Below are 14,521 nucleotides of genomic sequence, written 5' to 3'. Positions count from 1 at the left end.
GTCGAAGAACACCTGGATGGACACGCCCTTGTCGCCGGAGGGGGTGGTCACGAAGCCGAAGGATTCGTTCGCGGTTTCCAGCACGAGCACGTTGTCCGCCGCCGCGAGGGCCGCCACGTGGCGCGTCCTGCCCGCAGGCTGGGGCGGAGCCTTGAGCTTCACCCCCGCCGGGAAGAGAACCTCCACGCGTCGGGGGCCGGTGCGCACCGCCACAGGCGCCGGGGCCTTGCGCGGGAACGTTAGGGTGATCTGGTCGGCCGAGGGACCGGCCGTGAGGGCGTAGGTCTGGGCTCGAGCGCCGCCGGGGGCCGCGAGAAAGAGCATGCACAGGCAGAGGAGCCAGGCGATCCTGGCAACGGGGCGCGCCATCACGGACACCCAGCAAGCAAGAAGCGCACCAGGCCTCACGGGGCGCGCCTTAGGCCCCCAGCATGTTTTTCTTCTTGAGCTTTTCGATGAGCGTGGTCCGCTTGATGCCCAGGATCTCGGCGGCCTGGTTCTTCACGCCCCCGGCCATCTCCAGGGACTCGGCCAGCAGGCGCTCCTCGATTTCGTCGAGGAACTCCTTGAGGCCCATGCCCTTGGCCTTGAGGTCGGCCACCACGGGCCATTCGAACCCGGCGGGCCTCGCCGCCGGGACGGCTGCCGAGACGGGGGGGGCCTTGCCCACGTCTTCCCAGATTTTGCGGGGCAGGTCCTCGGGGCGGATGTGGTCCTCGTCGCAGAGGATGGAGAGGCGCTCCATGAGGTTTTCCAGCTCGCGCACGTTGCCGGGCCAGGAATAGCTCAGGAACACCGAGGACGTCTCGGCGGGCACGGCCAGCACCGGGCGCTCCTTCTGGGCGCAGAAACGCTCCAGGAAGCAGCGCGAAAGCAGCAGCACGTCCTCGCCGCGCTCGCGCAGCGGGGGCAGGTGCAGGGGGATGACGTTCAGGCGGTAGAAGAGATCTTCGCGGAAGCGCCCTGCGGCCACTTCGGCCTCCAGGTCGCGGTTTGTGGCTGCCACGATGCGCACGTCCACCTTCATGGTGCGCGTGCCGCCCACGCGCTCGAACTCCTTCTCCTGGAGCACGCGCAGGATCTTCACCTGGAGCGAGAGGTCCATCTCGCCGATCTCGTCGAGGAAGATGGTGCCGCCGTCGGCCAGCTCGAAGCGGCCCGCGCGGTTGCGGATGGCGTGGGTGAAGGCTCCCTTTTCGTGCCCGAAAAGCTCCGATTCCAGCAGTTCCCGGGGGATGGCCCCGCAGTTCACCGGCACGAAGGGCTTGTCCCTGCGGCGGCTGTTGGCGTGCAACGCCCGCACCAGGAGCTCCTTGCCCGTGCCCGATTCGCCGGTGACGAGCACCGTGGAATCCGTGGGGGCCACCTTGGAGAGCACCGAGAACACGCCGGCCAGGGCCGGACTCTTGCCGATGATGCCCGAGGTGTTCAATTCCATGCGGAATCCCCTTGAAAAACGTGCATGGACGAACGGTGTCAACATTATGACGCGAAGTCAAGGGGAATGCGGGGGAAAAGACCGGCCCGCGCGGATTTCCGGGCCATGGGGAGGGCGGTTCAGGCCATCAGGTCCAGCACGGAGCCTGTGGTCTGCTCCAGGGTGCGCACGGCCGCCGCATTGGCCTGGAAGGCGCGCTCGGCGGAGGAGAGGTTCACCAGTTCGCGGGCCACGTCCACGCTGCCGCCCTGGTAGGGCTGCACCCAGGCTCGTTCCTGGGTTTTCTGGTCGGTGGCGCTGTCGAAGGCGGGCTCGGCCATGGTCTGGCCGAAGGCCACGGAGTGCTCGGAGATGGCGTTGATGTACGCCGGTCCCGAGGAGATCACGGTGCGCACGGGCTGGTAGCCGTCGGTGGAGAGGTTGGCCAGGTTTCGGGCCGTGTCCTCGGCGGCGTGGGTGAGGGCCCCGAGGGCCTGCACGTTGAGGTTGGGGATGATGCTCATGGCCTTCTCTCCCTTCCTTGCACTGTGCGCACTCCGGGGCGGCCTGTCAACAGCCTGCGGGGAGGGCGCGCCGGGTGTTGCCGGGGCGCGCCGTCCGGGCTAACGTGGATCCATGCGATGCCTCGCCCTGGCGGCCTGCCTGGCCGCGTGCCTGCTGCTGGCCGCCTGCGCCCAGGAGCCGCCCGAGCGCCGATCCTACCGCAACGACGCGGTGGGGCTGCGCTTCCACCCCGCCAAGGGCTGGACCGTGGCCGAGACCACCAGGGACGGCTGCACCTTCGCCGTGGAGGCCTCCAACGGGCCGGACCTGCGCTTCGTGGTCTGCCTGAGCCCGCCGCGCACGGACATCCTGCTCACGCAGAACGCGTTCGTCTCCTGCGAGAACGTGAAGCAATACGTTGCGGAGTCGCTCAAGGGCATCAACCCCACCTGCATGCGCGGCGGCGCGGGGGACCACTTCGGCTACGACACGCTCTACGCGCGCCTGCTGCGCGGCGGCGACGGCAAGGTGCGCGTGCAGTTCGTCAACCACGTCTTCGCGCCCGTGAAGGGACGGCTGCTCCAGGTGATGGCCTACGCCGTGGCCGACGACGACAAGCAGGCCCACGCGCTCTTCGACGCCAACCGCTCCGCCCTCTTCGCCATGATGCAGTCCGTGCGCCTGCGCTGAGGCCGGACCGGCAACAACGCCGCGTCCGGCGCGGGGGGCCTACGCGCCCAGGGCCTCAGCCCCCGGGGTCTTCCCGCGCGGGCCGCGACCTACGCCTTCTCGCGCTCGATGCCCGCCACGGCGCAGTGGTTGTGGATGGACTCGAAGCTCTCCACCTCCACGGCGTACCAGGTCACGGCGGGGTGGTCCTCCAGGGCCTTGGCCATGGAGCGGGCCACGTCCTCCACGAAACGGGGGTTGTCGAAGGCCGCCTCGGTGACGTGCTTCTCGTCCTCGCGCTTGAGCAGGGCGTACACCGGGGAGGACCCTGCCGCCTCGGCCATGTCGATGAGCTCCTCCAGCCACACGAAGCCCTTGTAGCGGCAGCGCGCGCGCACCACGGCGCGCTGGCTGTGCGCGCCCTGGTCGCTGATGGCCAGGGAGCAGGGGCACACGGTCATCACGGGCGCTTCCACGCCCAGGGTGATGCGGAAGCGCTCTCCGATGAGGTCGCCCTGCACGGTGCAGGCGTAGTCCATGGTGGACTCCGCCCCGGACGCCGGGGAGGAGCGGCGCACAAAGTAGGGGAAGCGCACGGTGACGTGGGCGTTGCGGGCCTCCAGGCGGTCGCGCACGCCGGCCACCAGTCCGCGCAGGCTCTTGTAGTCCAGCGCGCCGCCCAGGCTCTCCAGGGCCTCCACGAAGCGCGACATGTGCGTGCCCTTGAACTCGGCGGGCAAATCCACGGCCATGTCCACCTCGGCCACGGTGTTCTGCGTACCGTTGGCGCGGTCGCGCACGGTGAGCGGCAGCCGGATGGAGCGGATGCCCACCCGGTCGATGGGGATGAGCACCTCGGAGGGGGAGGATTGGATGTCTTTCATGGGGTCTCGCGAGCGGGCTGCCTGGCGCGGACCGGAGGGACTTCCGTCCCGCCGCCTACACCAGCCCCCGCCCCGTGGTGGTGAGGGTGAGCCTGCCGTGCTTCACGCCCTTGGTGGCGATGAGCCGGTCGGCCAGGCGCTTGATGGCCTCGCCCGCGCCCTTGAGGATGAGCACTTCCAGGCAGTTGTGGTGGTCCAGGTGCACGTGCACGGTGGTGAGGATCACGTCGTGCTCGTCGTGCTGGATCTCCACCAGGCGCTGGGAGAGGTCGGAGAAGTGGTGGTCGTACACCAGGGTGAGCACTGCGGCGATCTCGCCCTCGCCCACCTGCTGCTCGCGCTCCACCAGCACGCCCCGGATCAGGTCGCGGATGGCCTCGGAACGGTTGGGGTAGCTCTTCTCTTCGCAGAGCGCGTCGAACTTCTCCAGCAGGTCGGAATTGAGCGACACGCCGAAGCGGATGGTTTTGCCCATGGCGTCTCCCTTGATCCGCCGGGCCGCAGGGCGTGGCGCTGCGGCCGGACGCGGCGGTTGTTGAACGCACCATTCCGGTTTCGGACAACAAAATCAATGCCCTCGTGACGTTTTCAACCCGGCTGCGTCAGCTCCCAGAGGTTCACGGTCACCTCGTAGCCCTCCACGGGCACGGGCTCGGTGAGGAGCTTCTGCACCGCGAAGCCGTCGCCCGCCAGGCGCTCCCACACCGGGCGCGAGACGCTTCGCCGGGGCTCCGCCAGCCAGATGCGCCCGCCCGGGGCCAGGTGGTCCCGGAAGAGCCGGGTGAGGGGGTGGTAGAAGCGCGTTTCGTAGACGATGTCGCCGCCCCACATCACGTCGAAGGCCCGGGGCTTGAAGGCCGGGGCGCACCAGTCCATGCGCGTCCAGAGCGGGCCGTCCACGCCGTTGAGCGCCGCGTTCTCCCGGCTGAAGTAGACTGCGGGCCACTGGTGGTCCATGCCCACCACCCGCGCGCCCAGCCACGCGCCCACGATGCCTGTGAGCCCCAGCCCGCACCCGATGTCCAGGCAGGCCTTGCCGCGCACCAGCTCCCGATTGCGCCCCAGCCAGCGGCAGAGCAGCATGCTCGCGGGCCACAACTCCGCCCAGTAGGGCATGCGCTCGTCTTCTCCGAACTCCTCCCGGCCCAGGTTCTCCCAGAGGGTCTCCATGTCCGCCGTGCGGTGGAGCTTCCAGGTGCGGCCCAGCTCCTCCACGAGGAGGCACTGGCGCTCGCCCCGGGTGTAGTCGGGCTGACAGGGTGCGGTCTGCGGGGCCTTGGCGGCCGTTTCGGGCATGGCGGTCTCCTCCGAAGGCGGCCCTGATACCCGCAAGCGCGCCACCGCGCAAGGCCGGGACGCTCCCCCGCCCCTTGCGACGATGCGAGGCCCTCGCGCTCCCGGTGGTCCCGTTCTGCTCGCCCCGCTCCTCCCGCAGGCGAGGAAAGCCTTGCCCCCCGGAGCGCCAGGGGCTAAAGTCCACCGGTTTTCGGCGCACAGCCCGCGCACACCCCTGAAGGAGACGATATCCTATGTATCCCGCAGACATCAAATACACCCCCTCCCACGAATGGGCCAGGATCGAAGGCGACACCGCCACCGTGGGCATCACCTCCTTCGCCCAGGAGCAACTGGGCGACATCACCTTCGTGGATCTGCCCGCCGTGGGCGCTCAGGTGACCCAGGGCTCGGAATTCGGGTCCATCGAGTCGGTCAAGGCCGCCAGCGAGTTGTATTCCCCGGTCACGGGCGAGGTGGTGGAGGTCAACGAAGCCCTGGAGGGCGCTCCCGAACTGGTCAACCAGGACCCCTTCGCGGGCGGCTGGATGATCAAGGTGAAGCTCTCGGCCGAGCCCCAGGGTCTGCTGGACGCCGCCGCCTACGAACAGACCGCCGTCTCCTGCCACTAGAAGGAGCGCCCATGCCCTACGTCCCCCACACCGCGGAGGACGCCAGGGCCATGCTGGAGACCGTCGGCGTCTCTTCCGTGGAAGAGCTTTTCGCCGAGATCCCCCTGGCCCTGCGCCCCAAGAGTTTCGATCTGCCCCCGGGCCTCTCCGAGATGGACACCCGCGCCAAGCTCGAAGACATGGCCTCGCGCAACAACGCCGGCCTCGTGAGCTTCCTGGGCGCCGGCTTCTACGACCACTACGTGCCCTCGGCCGTGGACGCCCTCACCGGACGCGGCGAGTTCTACACGGCCTACACGCCCTACCAGCCCGAGGCCAGCCAGGGCACGCTCCAGGCCATCTTCGAGTACCAGACCGCCGTGAGCCGCCTGCTGGGCATGGACTGCGCCAACGCCTCGGTCTACGACGGCGGCACCGCCCTCTGCGAGGCCGTGATGATGGCCGTGCGCCAGACGAAGCGCACCAAGGTGCTCATCAGCGAGACGGTGAACCCCATCTACCGCATCCTGGTGGAAACCTTCACGCGCAACCTGCACCTGTCGCTGGTCACCGTGCCCCACCGCGAGGGCGCCACCGACTTCGCCGCCATGCAGGCCGCCCTGGACAAGGAAACCGCCTGCGTGGTGGTGCAAAACCCCAACTTCTTCGGCCGCGTGCAGGACGCCTCCGCCCTGTTCGCCGCCGCCAAGGCCGTCGGGGCCGTGTCCGTGCTGAGCGCCTACCCCGTGCTGGCCAGCGTGCTCAAGACGCCCGGCGCCATGGGCGCGGACGTGGCCGTGGCCGAGGGCCAGAGCCTGGGCCTGCCGCTCTCCTTCGGCGGCCCCTACCTGGGCGTGATGACCTGCACCAAGGCCCTGGTGCGCCAGATGCCCGGACGCATCGTGGGCCGCACCGAGGATTCCCAGGGCCGCACCGGCTACGTGCTCACGCTCCAGGCGCGCGAGCAGCACATCCGCCGCCAGAAGGCCACCTCCAACATCTGCTCCAACCAGGCCCTGTGCGCCCTGCGCAGCCTGGCGCACCTGTGCCTGCTGGGCGAGGAGGGCCTCATGCGAACGGCGCTCCTCTCCATGGAGAACGCCCGCTACGCCGCCGGGAAGCTCTCGGCCATCAAGGGCGTGAGCCTGCTGGGCCAGGGCCCCATCGGCAACGAGTTCGCCCTCACGCTGCCCCGCGCCGCCCAGGACGTGTGCCTGGCCCTCATCGGGCGCGGCCTCGTGCCGGGCTTCCCCCTGGGCCGCTACTACCAGGGCCTGGAGAACGCCCTCCTGGTGTGCTGCACCGAGAAGACCTCCAAACGCGACATCGACATCCTGGCCGCCTGGCTGGAGGACGAACTATGAGCACCGTGTTCCAGCAGTCGCGCCCCGGCCGCGAGGGCGTGTGGCCCAAGACCCCCTCGGGGCAGGCCTTGGACCTCCTGCCCGCCGACCTCCTGCGCGACGGCCCCTCCGGCCTGCCCTCCCTCTCGGAGCTGGACGTGGTGCGCCACTTCACCACGCTCTCGCGCAAGAACTTCGGGGTGGACGGCAACTTCTACCCGCTGGGGTCGTGCACCATGAAGTACAACCCCAAGTTCTGCGAGAACGTGGCCGCCCTGCCCGGCTTCGCCCGGCTCCACCCCATGCTGCCCCAGCTGCCGCGCGGCGACGAGCTGACCCAGGGCGCGCTCGAAGTGATGTACGAGACCGAGCGCTGGCTCTGCGAGATCACCGGCATGGACGAGTTCACCCTGCACCCCATGGCCGGGGCGCACGGCGAGCTGACCGGCGTGCTGATCATGGCCGCCTACCACGCCGACAAGGGCAACAAGAAGACCAAGATCATCTGCCCGGACTCGGCCCACGGCACCAACCCGGCCTCGGCGGCCATCGCCGGGTACGAGGTGGTCAGCGTGGCCTCCAAGGACGGCATCGTGGACCCCGACGCCCTGGCCGCCGTGCTGGACGACCAGGTGGCGGGCATGATGATGACCTGCCCCAACACCCTGGGCCTGTTCGAGCAGAACCTGCCGCGCATCGTGGAGCTGCTGCGCTCCGTGGACGCCCTGCTCTACTACGACGGCGCGAACCTCAACGCCGTGATGGGCAAGATGCGCATGGGCGACGCCGGGTTCGACATCGTGCACGTGAACCTGCACAAGACCTTCGCCACGCCCCACGGCGGCGGCGGCCCCGGCTCCGGCCCGGTGGGCGTGTGCGCCCGCCTGGCGGACTACATGCCCATCTCGCGCGTGGTGAAGGACGCCTCCTGCCGCTTCCACCTGCGCTACGACTACCCCAAGTCCATCGGCTACGTGGCCCCGTTCTACGGCAACTTCGGGGTGGTGCTCAAAGCCTACGCGTACATGGTGCGCCTGGGCCGCGAGGGCCTGATCAAGGTGAGCGAAAACGCCGTGCTGGCGGCCAACTACCTGCGCAAGCGCCTGGACGACGTGCTGGAGGTGCCCCACGACCGCATCTGCATGCACGAGTTCGTGGCCTCGGCGGCAAAGCAGTCCGAAAAGGGCGTGCGCGCCCTGGACATCGCCAAGGCGCTCCTGGACAAGGGCTACCACGCCCCCACGGTGTACTTCCCGCTCATCGTGAAGGAATGCCTGATGTTCGAGCCCACGGAGACCGAGTCCAAGGAGACCCTGGACACCTTCGTGGACGACCTGCGCGCCATCCTGGCCCAGGCCGAGACCGACCCGGCGGCAGTGCAGGCCGCCCCCGTGACCCTGCCCGTCACCCGCCTCGACGAGACGGCGGCCGCCAGGGGCATGCACATCACCGAAGACATGTAGGGACGCAAGAGCCCGAACGAAGATGAAGACGCCGCCCGGACGCGAGTCCGGGCGGCGTTTCGCGTCCGGGCGGTCCAGGAAAGGCGGCCGACCGCTCCGGAGCGGCCCGTGGACCATGGCCCGTGCCCCGTCCCGGCGTTCGCGCAGGAAGTTCTTGCCGCCAAACCATCCTTGGTTCATAATCCCTCGTTGCCGGGCAACGAACGCGCGCGACCTGGCCGCGTCCGGCCCGGCAAGGACGCCCAACACCCATCACGAAGGACCATCCATGGCGAAGAAGCCCAACTATTCGTTTGAGAAGCGCCAGAAAGAGGCCGCCAAGCAGAAGAAGAAGGAAGAGAAACTGCTGCGCAAGCAGGAGAAGAAGGCCTCGGGCGAGGAAGGCCAGGAAGAGCCCGGCCAGGAAGAGCCCGGCAACGAAGATTCCGGACAGGCACGTCCCGTCCAGGAGTGATCCCGGAGCGGCCCGGCCGCTCCGCCCCCTTCGCGCGCCCCCACGCAGGCCCGGCCCCGAACGGCATGGCGCGGCTTCACGTCTGCGTGCGAAGCGCGCCGCCAGCCTGGCATCCAGTCGGCCCCCTCCCCGGACCGGGTCTTCAGGCGGCATCCGTACCGGCTGCCCACTCTGGAGCCGCCAGCCCGCTCCGCTCAGGTGACAGGCCTGCGGCCGTCCGAAGAGGTCTGCCGCCCGCAGCCGTCAAGCCCGCCCGCTGACCGGGAGTGCGCCCGCATTCATTCCGCGCCCACCCCGTTGCCGCCAGCCCGGGGCCGCGCCTCCAGGGATCGGCCACCACCAGGCCGCAGCAGCCGCATCTTCAGCAGGGCCGGTCTTTCAGCCCCTGCGGGAGGACGCCGCGCCCCTGCCGCCCGAAGCGGAAGTCCAGGGCTGGCGTCGCGCGCGTCGGCGCGCGCCAGGGCCGATGCTGCCGGGCGCGACGCAAAAAAACGGGCCGGGATCGCTCCCGGCCCGCCGTCAATCAACGGTCTCCCGAAGGAGTTCTACCAGCGACGGCCGCCGCCACCGCCGCCGCCGTAACCGCCACCGCCGCCGCCGGAGCGGGGCTTTTCCTGGGCCTCGTTGACCTTCAGCGTGCGGCCGCCCACCTCGGTGCCGTTGACGCCCTGGATGGCCGCCAGAGCGCCCTCGTCGTCCATCTCCACGAAGCCGAAGCCGCGCAGACGGCCGGTTTCGCGGTCGGTGATCAGGGCAACGCTCAGCACTTCGCCGTAGGCGCTGAACACCTTGCGGATATCATCTTCGGTGGATTTGAAGGACAGGTTGCCGACATAAAGCTTCTTGGCCATGGGCATTCGCTCCCGGGTTTTGGCATGTCTTTTCTCATCGGCAGGAGCTGGCGTTCGGACGAGCCCAAGACCCAATGAATCCATGCGCGTTGAAGGTTGAGAAGTCCATACTATCATCCACGCTCCGGGCGCAAGGAGCTTCCTGGGGGAAACAGCGTTTTTCTGCCGGATTTCGGGCGTTCGTTCACGTTGCCCACCCTCCGGGCGTCCCTTTCCCCGGCCACGGCCGGAGCGCCGGGCTGAAACGAAGCCCCCGTCCGGGCCAGCCCGGGGCGCACGCCCCCCCTACCCGCCCGCCACGTAGGGTCTGGTCATCTTGGCGGGGTCCACCACCCTGTCGAAGGTGGCGGCGTCCACGAAACCCAGGTCCAGGGCGGCCTCGCGCAGGGTCAGGTCGTGCTCCATGGCGTGGTGGGCAATCGCCGAGGCCTTGTCGTAGCCGATCACGGGCGAAAGAGCCGTCACCAGCATGAGCGAGCGGCCCACGAACTCCCGGATGCGCTTCTCGTTGGGCCGCAGGCCCTCCACCAGATACTTGCGGAAGCTCTCCATGCAGTCGGCCAGCATGCGCACCGAGCCCATCACGTTGTGGATGATCAGGGGCTTGTAGGCGTTCATCTCCAGGTGGCCGCCCGCGCCGCCCAGGGTCACGGCCAGGTCGTTGGCGGTAACCTGGATGGCCACCATGGTCATGGCCTCGCACTGTGTGGGGTTCACCTTGCCGGGCATGATGGAGGAGCCCGGCTCGTTTTCGGGGAGGATCAGTTCGGCCAGCCCCGCGCGCGGCCCGCAGGAGAGCAGCCGGATGTCGTTGGCGATCTTGCCCAGCGACGCGGCCAGGGTCTTCATGGCCCCGGAGAGCTGCACCAGGGCGTCGTGGGAGCCCTGCACCGCGAACTTGTTGGCGGCGCTCTCGAAGGGCAGGCCCGTAAGCCTTGCGACGTGCGCCACCGCAGCCTCCGCGAACCCGGGCGCGGCGTTGATGCCCGTGCCCACGGCCGTGCCGCCCAGGGCCAGCCTGTAGACGTGCCCCAGGGCCTGTTCCAGGCGCTCCTCGCCGTCCTCCAGGAGCTGCGCGTAGCCCGAGAACTCCTGCCCCAGAGTGAGGGGCGTGGCGTCCTGCATGTGCGTGCGTCCGATCTTCACCATGTCCGCCCAGGCCCCGGCCTTGGCGGCAAGCGCATCGTGCAGGGCGCGCAGAGAGGGCAGAAGCCCCCCCGTGACGCCCATTGCGGCGGCCATGTACATGGCCGTGGGGAAATTGTCGTTGGTGGACTGGGCCATGTTCACGTGGTCGTTGGGGTGCACGGGCTTCTTGGAGCCCAGCGCCGTGCCCGCCATCTGGCAGCAACGGTTGGATACCACCTCGTTGACGTTCATGTTGAACTGGGTGCCGCTGCCGGTCATCCAGACGTGGAGGGGAAACATGTCGTGGTGTTCTCCGGCCAGGATCTCGTCGCAGGCAGCCAGGATGAGGTCCGCGAGCTTCGCGTCGAGCCGCCCCTGCTCTCGGTTCGCCAGGGCGCAGGCCTTCTTGAGCAGGGCGTAGGCCCCGATCAGCTCCCGGGGCATCAGCTCTCCGCCGATGCTGAAATGCTCCAGCGAACGCTGCGTCTGCGCGCCCCAGAGCCTGTCCGCCGGGACCCTCACCTCGCCCATGCTGTCGGATTCGATGCGCTCTTCCATGAACCGGACCTCCTGATGGCCTGACGCGGCCTGCGGAAAGGGATTGTCCGGGACCGTAGCACCCGGCGGGCCTTGCGCGCAAGAAAAAGCCCCGCAAGGTGTCCGCCCCGCTCCGCTTCGCAATTTTGCTTGCCTTGAAACCGCACACGTTCTAGCGTGTTCCGATTCCCACTTGTGATGTTTTCAGAACGCACCTCTAGCCAACGGACGCCATGGAAACCGAACTTTTCATCGTCGGGGGAGGCCCCGCAGGGTACGACGCGGCCCTTGCCGCCGCTCGCCGGGGCATCAAGGCCATCCTGCTGGAGAAGGAACACCTGGGCGGCTCCTGCCTGAACTGGGGCTGCATTCCCACCAAGTTCCTCCTGGCCGCCGTGGCCCCCCTGGCCGAGATGGAAGGCCAGGAGCGCCTCAAGGTAGCCTCCGGGCAGTACAGGGTCGACCTCCCCGCCCTGGCCGACCGCAAAAAGCGCCACATCGAGGCCACCCGCAAGGCCATGGCCGCCCAGCTGGAAAAGCTGGGCGTCACGCTCCTGCGCGGTGAGCTCAAGATGATCGGGGCCGTGAAGTCCGTGTTGGAAGTCGAGGGAGAGCCCAAGACCGTCTCCTACAAGAAGTGCATCCTGGCTACGGGCAGCCGCCCCGCCGCCAAGCCCGGCCTCAAGGCCGACCACGACGCCGTGCTCAACTCCGGCGACATGCTCGGCCTGCGCGAGGTTCCCGAAAGCCTCGTGGTGATCGGCGCGGGCTTCATCGGCCTGGAGCTGGCCCAGTTCTTCTCCCGCATGGGCAGCGCCGTCACCCTGCTGGAGGTGGCCGAGCGCATCGCCCCCGCCGAGGACGAAGAGGTGAGCAAGGCCCTGGCCCAGAGCTTCAAGCGCCAGGGCTGGGCCATGCACACCGGCGTCCGCGTGGCCTCCCTGGCCACCGTGGACGGCCAGGCCCGCGTGGAACTGGAGGACGGACGAGTCTTCACCGCCGCCAAGTGCCTGCTGGCCGTGGGACGCCATCCCAACTCGCGCAACCTCATGCTGGAGATGCTGGGGGCCGAGGTGAAGGGCGCGGGCTGGGTGCACACCGACGAACACCTCCTGGCCAGCCCCACGGTCTACGCCGTGGGCGACGTGAACGGCCGCACGCTCCTGGCCCACGCGGCTTCCAGCCAGGGCGAATGGGCCGTGCGCCACTTCGCGGGCGAGGAGACCCGGCCCTACGAGCCAGGCCCCATCCCCGGCTGCATGTACGGCGCGCCCGAGACCATGCGCGTGGGCCTGTTGGAAGCGGAGGCGCGCGCCCAAGGCCTGGAGGACGTGGCCGTCACGCGTTCGCAGCTGATCGCAAACCCCATCGCCCAGGCCCACGGGGCAACGGGCGGCCTCGTGAAGTGCGTGTGGAGCGAGGGACGCCTCAAGGGCGTCACGGCCGTTGGCCACGGCGTGGCCTCCCTGGCCACCCTCTCCACGGTGCTGGTGGCTCAGGGCTTCACCAAAAAGCAGTGCGAGGACGTGGTGTTCCCCCACCCCACCCTGGACGAGGCCCTGCGCGCCGCGCTCCTGGCCTGATCCCCGGGGCCGGGCCGTGTCCGTACGCACCGTCCGAACCGCCTGCACCCGCCACTGCGGCGACGGCTGCGCCCTGCTGGTGGACGTGGGGCCTGAAGGCGTCCAAAGCGTCCGGGGCAACCCGGACCACCCTTTCACGCGCGGGCGCATCTGCGCCAAGACCGCGCGCTTCGCCCGGCGTCTCGCCAGCCCCCGGCGCGTCACCACCCCCCTGGTGCGCCGCGGCGAGGAGCTCCGCCCCGCCTCCTGGGGCGAAGCCCTGGAGCTGATCGCCCGGCGCATGGACGCCCTGCGCCCCGCGCCGGAGCGCATGCTCCACATCCACTACCACGCCTCCTTCGGCCTGCTGCACCAGGCCGGGAAATACCTCTTCAACTCCCTGGGCGCGTCGGGCTTTTCCGGGGCCATCTGCCTGGGGGCCGGGGCCGAGGCCATCCGCCGGGACTTCGGGGCCATCCGCCAGGGACCGCTCGAAGAATCCGCACGGGCCGCCCGCATCGTCAACTGGGGCCGCAACGCCCGCGCCCAGTCCGCCCACCTTGCGGCCATGCTGCGCCAGGCCCGGGACAACGGCGCGCGCGTGCTGGCCGTCCACCCCGGCGACGCCCCCTACGACTGCGACCAGGAGATCATCGTGCGCCCGGGCACGGACCGCTTCCTGGCCGCTGCGGCGCTCAAGCTGCTGGCGGCGCGCGGCGCGCTCTCCCCGCAGACGCTCTCCCGCTGCGCGCAACCCCGGGCGTTCCTGAACCTACTCGACGCATGGTCCCTGGAGGACCTCCTGGCCGCCTGCGACGCCTCCCTTGACCAGGCCCGGACCCTGGCAGACTGGTACGACCCTGCCGCCGCGCCCTGCCTTCCGGAGCTCCTCGACGCCACGGCCACCCATATCGGCCGGGGCCTGCAGCGCTACGCCAACGGCGGGGCCAACGTGCGCTTCGTGGACGCCCTGGCAGTGCTCTCGGGCAACGTGGGCCGCCCCGGCGGCGGCGTGTGGTTCCTCTCCCCGGACCCCGGCCTCGCCGCCTGGGACTGGACCGGCGTCTCTCCCGGCCCCTCCCGGCGCTTCCCCATCGTCGGCCTTGCCCGCGCCGTGGAGTCCGCTGACCCGCCCGTGGACTTCGTCTGGGTGGAGGGCATGAACCTCGTCACCCAGTGCCCGGAAAGCCTTGCCCTGGCGCGCATGCTCTGCGATCGTTTCACCGTGGTGGTGGAGCCCTTCCTCACGGACACGGCCCGCGCCGCCTCCGTGGTGCTGCCCCCTGCGCTCATGCTCGAATGCGAGGACGTGCTGCACCCCGGCGAACATGCGGGCCTGCTCCACGCGGCCCAGGCCGTGGACCCGCCCGGGCAGTGCCTGCCCAACTTCGAGATCGCCGCCCGCCTGGGCGCGCTTCTGGCCGATCCCGTGGCCCTGCCGGACGCCGAAGCCGTGATGGAGGCCGCCCTGCGCGACGGCAAGGCGGGCTGGACCCTGGAGGCGCTGCGCCGCGAAGGCTGGCTCAGCGCCCCCGCGCCCACCACGCCCTGGGCCGACGGCCGCTTCGCCCACCCCGACGGCCTTTTCCACCTTCCAAACGCCCTGCCCGCCGACGCCCCGGCGGACCCGGCCTTCCCCCTGCGCCTGCTCTCCCCCGTGCGGCGCGACCACCTGCTCTCCCAGATCCCCGAGGACGAACAGAACGATCCGCCCACGGTGCACCTCGCCCCCGAGGCCCCCGCGCTCGCGGACCTGGACCTCTCCCGCCCCGTGCTTCTGGAGACGGCCCTGGGCGCCATGGCCGTGCGCGTGGAGCCCCTGC

General features: G+C 69.8%; 15 protein-coding genes. 7 read left to right on the top strand and 8 right to left on the bottom strand.

From position 1 onward, the window contains the following. From ACV4UX_RS13105 to ACV4UX_RS13095, 3 genes are all read right to left on the bottom strand, one after another. Positions 1-369, bottom strand: a 369-nt coding sequence (locus tag ACV4UX_RS13105) for a hypothetical protein (protein WP_491593726.1), incomplete at its 3' end; no start/stop codon positions are given. Positions 370-418: 49 nt separating this feature from the next. Continuing rightward, positions 419-1,438 (bottom strand): sigma-54 interaction domain-containing protein, encoded by a 1,020-nt coding sequence (locus ACV4UX_RS13100; RefSeq protein ID WP_491593725.1) that lies wholly within the window; start codon positions 1,436-1,438, stop codon positions 419-421. Positions 1,439-1,557: 119 nt separating this feature from the next. Beyond that, positions 1,558-1,941, bottom strand: coding sequence for a flagellar basal body rod C-terminal domain-containing protein (locus ACV4UX_RS13095; RefSeq protein WP_491593724.1), 384 nt, complete (start codon positions 1,939-1,941; stop codon positions 1,558-1,560). A 112-nt stretch (positions 1,942-2,053) separates the two neighbouring features. Between ACV4UX_RS13095 and ACV4UX_RS13090 the strand changes: the two genes are divergently transcribed. Next, on the top strand, positions 2,054-2,611 hold the full coding sequence (locus tag ACV4UX_RS13090; RefSeq protein WP_491593723.1) for a hypothetical protein: 558 nt from the start codon (positions 2,054-2,056) through the stop codon (positions 2,609-2,611). An 89-nt stretch (positions 2,612-2,700) separates the two neighbouring features. On the opposite strand, the gene folE2 is transcribed toward ACV4UX_RS13090, so the two are convergent. The 3 genes from folE2 to ACV4UX_RS13075 all read right to left on the bottom strand — a co-directional run bounded on the left by folE2 (position 2,701) and on the right by ACV4UX_RS13075 (position 4,770). Beyond that, entirely contained in the window at positions 2,701-3,474 is a 774-nt protein-coding gene (gene folE2, locus ACV4UX_RS13085) for a GTP cyclohydrolase FolE2 (RefSeq protein ID WP_491593722.1), read from the bottom strand. A gap of 55 nt (positions 3,475-3,529) precedes the next feature. Next, positions 3,530-3,949, bottom strand: a complete 420-nt coding sequence (gene nikR / locus ACV4UX_RS13080; RefSeq protein ID WP_491593721.1) for a nickel-responsive transcriptional regulator NikR — start codon at positions 3,947-3,949, stop codon at positions 3,530-3,532. 113 nt (positions 3,950-4,062) lie between these two features. Next, positions 4,063-4,770, bottom strand: coding sequence for a class I SAM-dependent methyltransferase (locus ACV4UX_RS13075; RefSeq protein WP_491593720.1), 708 nt, complete (start codon positions 4,768-4,770; stop codon positions 4,063-4,065). 233 nt (positions 4,771-5,003) lie between these two features. Between ACV4UX_RS13075 and gcvH the strand changes: the two genes are divergently transcribed. From gcvH to ACV4UX_RS13055, 4 genes are all read left to right on the top strand, one after another. Next, positions 5,004-5,381, top strand: coding sequence for a glycine cleavage system protein GcvH (gcvH, locus tag ACV4UX_RS13070; RefSeq protein ID WP_173081060.1), 378 nt, complete (start codon positions 5,004-5,006; stop codon positions 5,379-5,381). 11 nt (positions 5,382-5,392) lie between these two features. Beyond that, a complete protein-coding gene (gcvPA, locus tag ACV4UX_RS13065) occupies positions 5,393-6,724 on the top strand; it encodes an aminomethyl-transferring glycine dehydrogenase subunit GcvPA (RefSeq protein WP_491593719.1) in 1,332 nt (443 codons plus the stop codon). Continuing rightward, positions 6,721-8,166: an aminomethyl-transferring glycine dehydrogenase subunit GcvPB gene (gene gcvPB / locus ACV4UX_RS13060; RefSeq protein ID WP_491593718.1), complete on the top strand. Its 1,446-nt coding sequence runs from the start codon at positions 6,721-6,723 to the stop codon at positions 8,164-8,166. Before gcvPA ends, gcvPB begins: the two co-directional genes overlap by 4 nt. A gap of 268 nt (positions 8,167-8,434) precedes the next feature. Then, positions 8,435-8,620, top strand: a complete 186-nt coding sequence (locus tag ACV4UX_RS13055) for a hypothetical protein (RefSeq protein ID WP_491593717.1) — start codon at positions 8,435-8,437, stop codon at positions 8,618-8,620. A 545-nt stretch (positions 8,621-9,165) separates the two neighbouring features. Here ACV4UX_RS13055 and rbp read toward each other — a convergent pair. Together rbp and fumC are read right to left on the bottom strand one after the other, a co-directional pair. Next, positions 9,166-9,471 (bottom strand): RNA-binding regulator, encoded by a 306-nt coding sequence (gene rbp, locus ACV4UX_RS13050; protein ID WP_491593716.1) that lies wholly within the window; start codon positions 9,469-9,471, stop codon positions 9,166-9,168. A 285-nt stretch (positions 9,472-9,756) separates the two neighbouring features. Further along, complete coding sequence (fumC, locus tag ACV4UX_RS13045; RefSeq protein ID WP_491593715.1) at positions 9,757-11,157, bottom strand: class II fumarate hydratase; 1,401 nt, start codon at positions 11,155-11,157, stop codon at positions 9,757-9,759. A gap of 212 nt (positions 11,158-11,369) precedes the next feature. Between fumC and ACV4UX_RS13040 the strand changes: the two genes are divergently transcribed. Together ACV4UX_RS13040 and ACV4UX_RS13035 are read left to right on the top strand one after the other, a co-directional pair. After that, positions 11,370-12,719: a dihydrolipoyl dehydrogenase family protein gene (locus ACV4UX_RS13040; RefSeq protein WP_491593714.1), complete on the top strand. Its 1,350-nt coding sequence runs from the start codon at positions 11,370-11,372 to the stop codon at positions 12,717-12,719. 16 nt (positions 12,720-12,735) lie between these two features. Continuing rightward, on the top strand, positions 12,736-14,521 hold a 1,786-nt coding region (locus tag ACV4UX_RS13035; RefSeq protein ID WP_491593713.1), incomplete at its 3' end, for a molybdopterin-dependent oxidoreductase.

Source organism: Fundidesulfovibrio sp. (assembly GCF_058402725.1).
The sequence above is the reverse complement of the archived record's forward strand: the minus strand, read 5'-3'. Positions and strand labels throughout refer to the sequence as shown.

Bases quoted from the DNA above. Each gene is read 5' to 3' on its own strand.
- ACV4UX_RS13100 (WP_491593725.1), bottom strand. From the start codon at position 1,438: ATGGAATTGAACACCTCGGGCATCATCGGCAAGAGTCCGGCCCTGGCC.
- ACV4UX_RS13095 (WP_491593724.1), bottom strand. From the start codon at position 1,941: ATGAGCATCATCCCCAACCTCAACGTGCAGGCCCTCGGGGCCCTCACC.
- ACV4UX_RS13090 (WP_491593723.1), top strand. From the start codon at position 2,054: ATGCGATGCCTCGCCCTGGCGGCCTGCCTGGCCGCGTGCCTGCTGCTG.
- folE2 (WP_491593722.1), bottom strand. From the start codon at position 3,474: ATGAAAGACATCCAATCCTCCCCCTCCGAGGTGCTCATCCCCATCGAC.
- nikR (WP_491593721.1), bottom strand. From the start codon at position 3,949: ATGGGCAAAACCATCCGCTTCGGCGTGTCGCTCAATTCCGACCTGCTG.
- ACV4UX_RS13075 (WP_491593720.1), bottom strand. From the start codon at position 4,770: ATGCCCGAAACGGCCGCCAAGGCCCCGCAGACCGCACCCTGTCAGCCC.
- gcvH (WP_173081060.1), top strand. From the start codon at position 5,004: ATGTATCCCGCAGACATCAAATACACCCCCTCCCACGAATGGGCCAGG.
- gcvPA (WP_491593719.1), top strand. From the start codon at position 5,393: ATGCCCTACGTCCCCCACACCGCGGAGGACGCCAGGGCCATGCTGGAG.
- gcvPB (WP_491593718.1), top strand. From the start codon at position 6,721: ATGAGCACCGTGTTCCAGCAGTCGCGCCCCGGCCGCGAGGGCGTGTGG.
- ACV4UX_RS13055 (WP_491593717.1), top strand. From the start codon at position 8,435: ATGGCGAAGAAGCCCAACTATTCGTTTGAGAAGCGCCAGAAAGAGGCC.
- rbp (WP_491593716.1), bottom strand. From the start codon at position 9,471: ATGGCCAAGAAGCTTTATGTCGGCAACCTGTCCTTCAAATCCACCGAA.
- fumC (WP_491593715.1), bottom strand. From the start codon at position 11,157: ATGGAAGAGCGCATCGAATCCGACAGCATGGGCGAGGTGAGGGTCCCG.
- ACV4UX_RS13040 (WP_491593714.1), top strand. From the start codon at position 11,370: ATGGAAACCGAACTTTTCATCGTCGGGGGAGGCCCCGCAGGGTACGAC.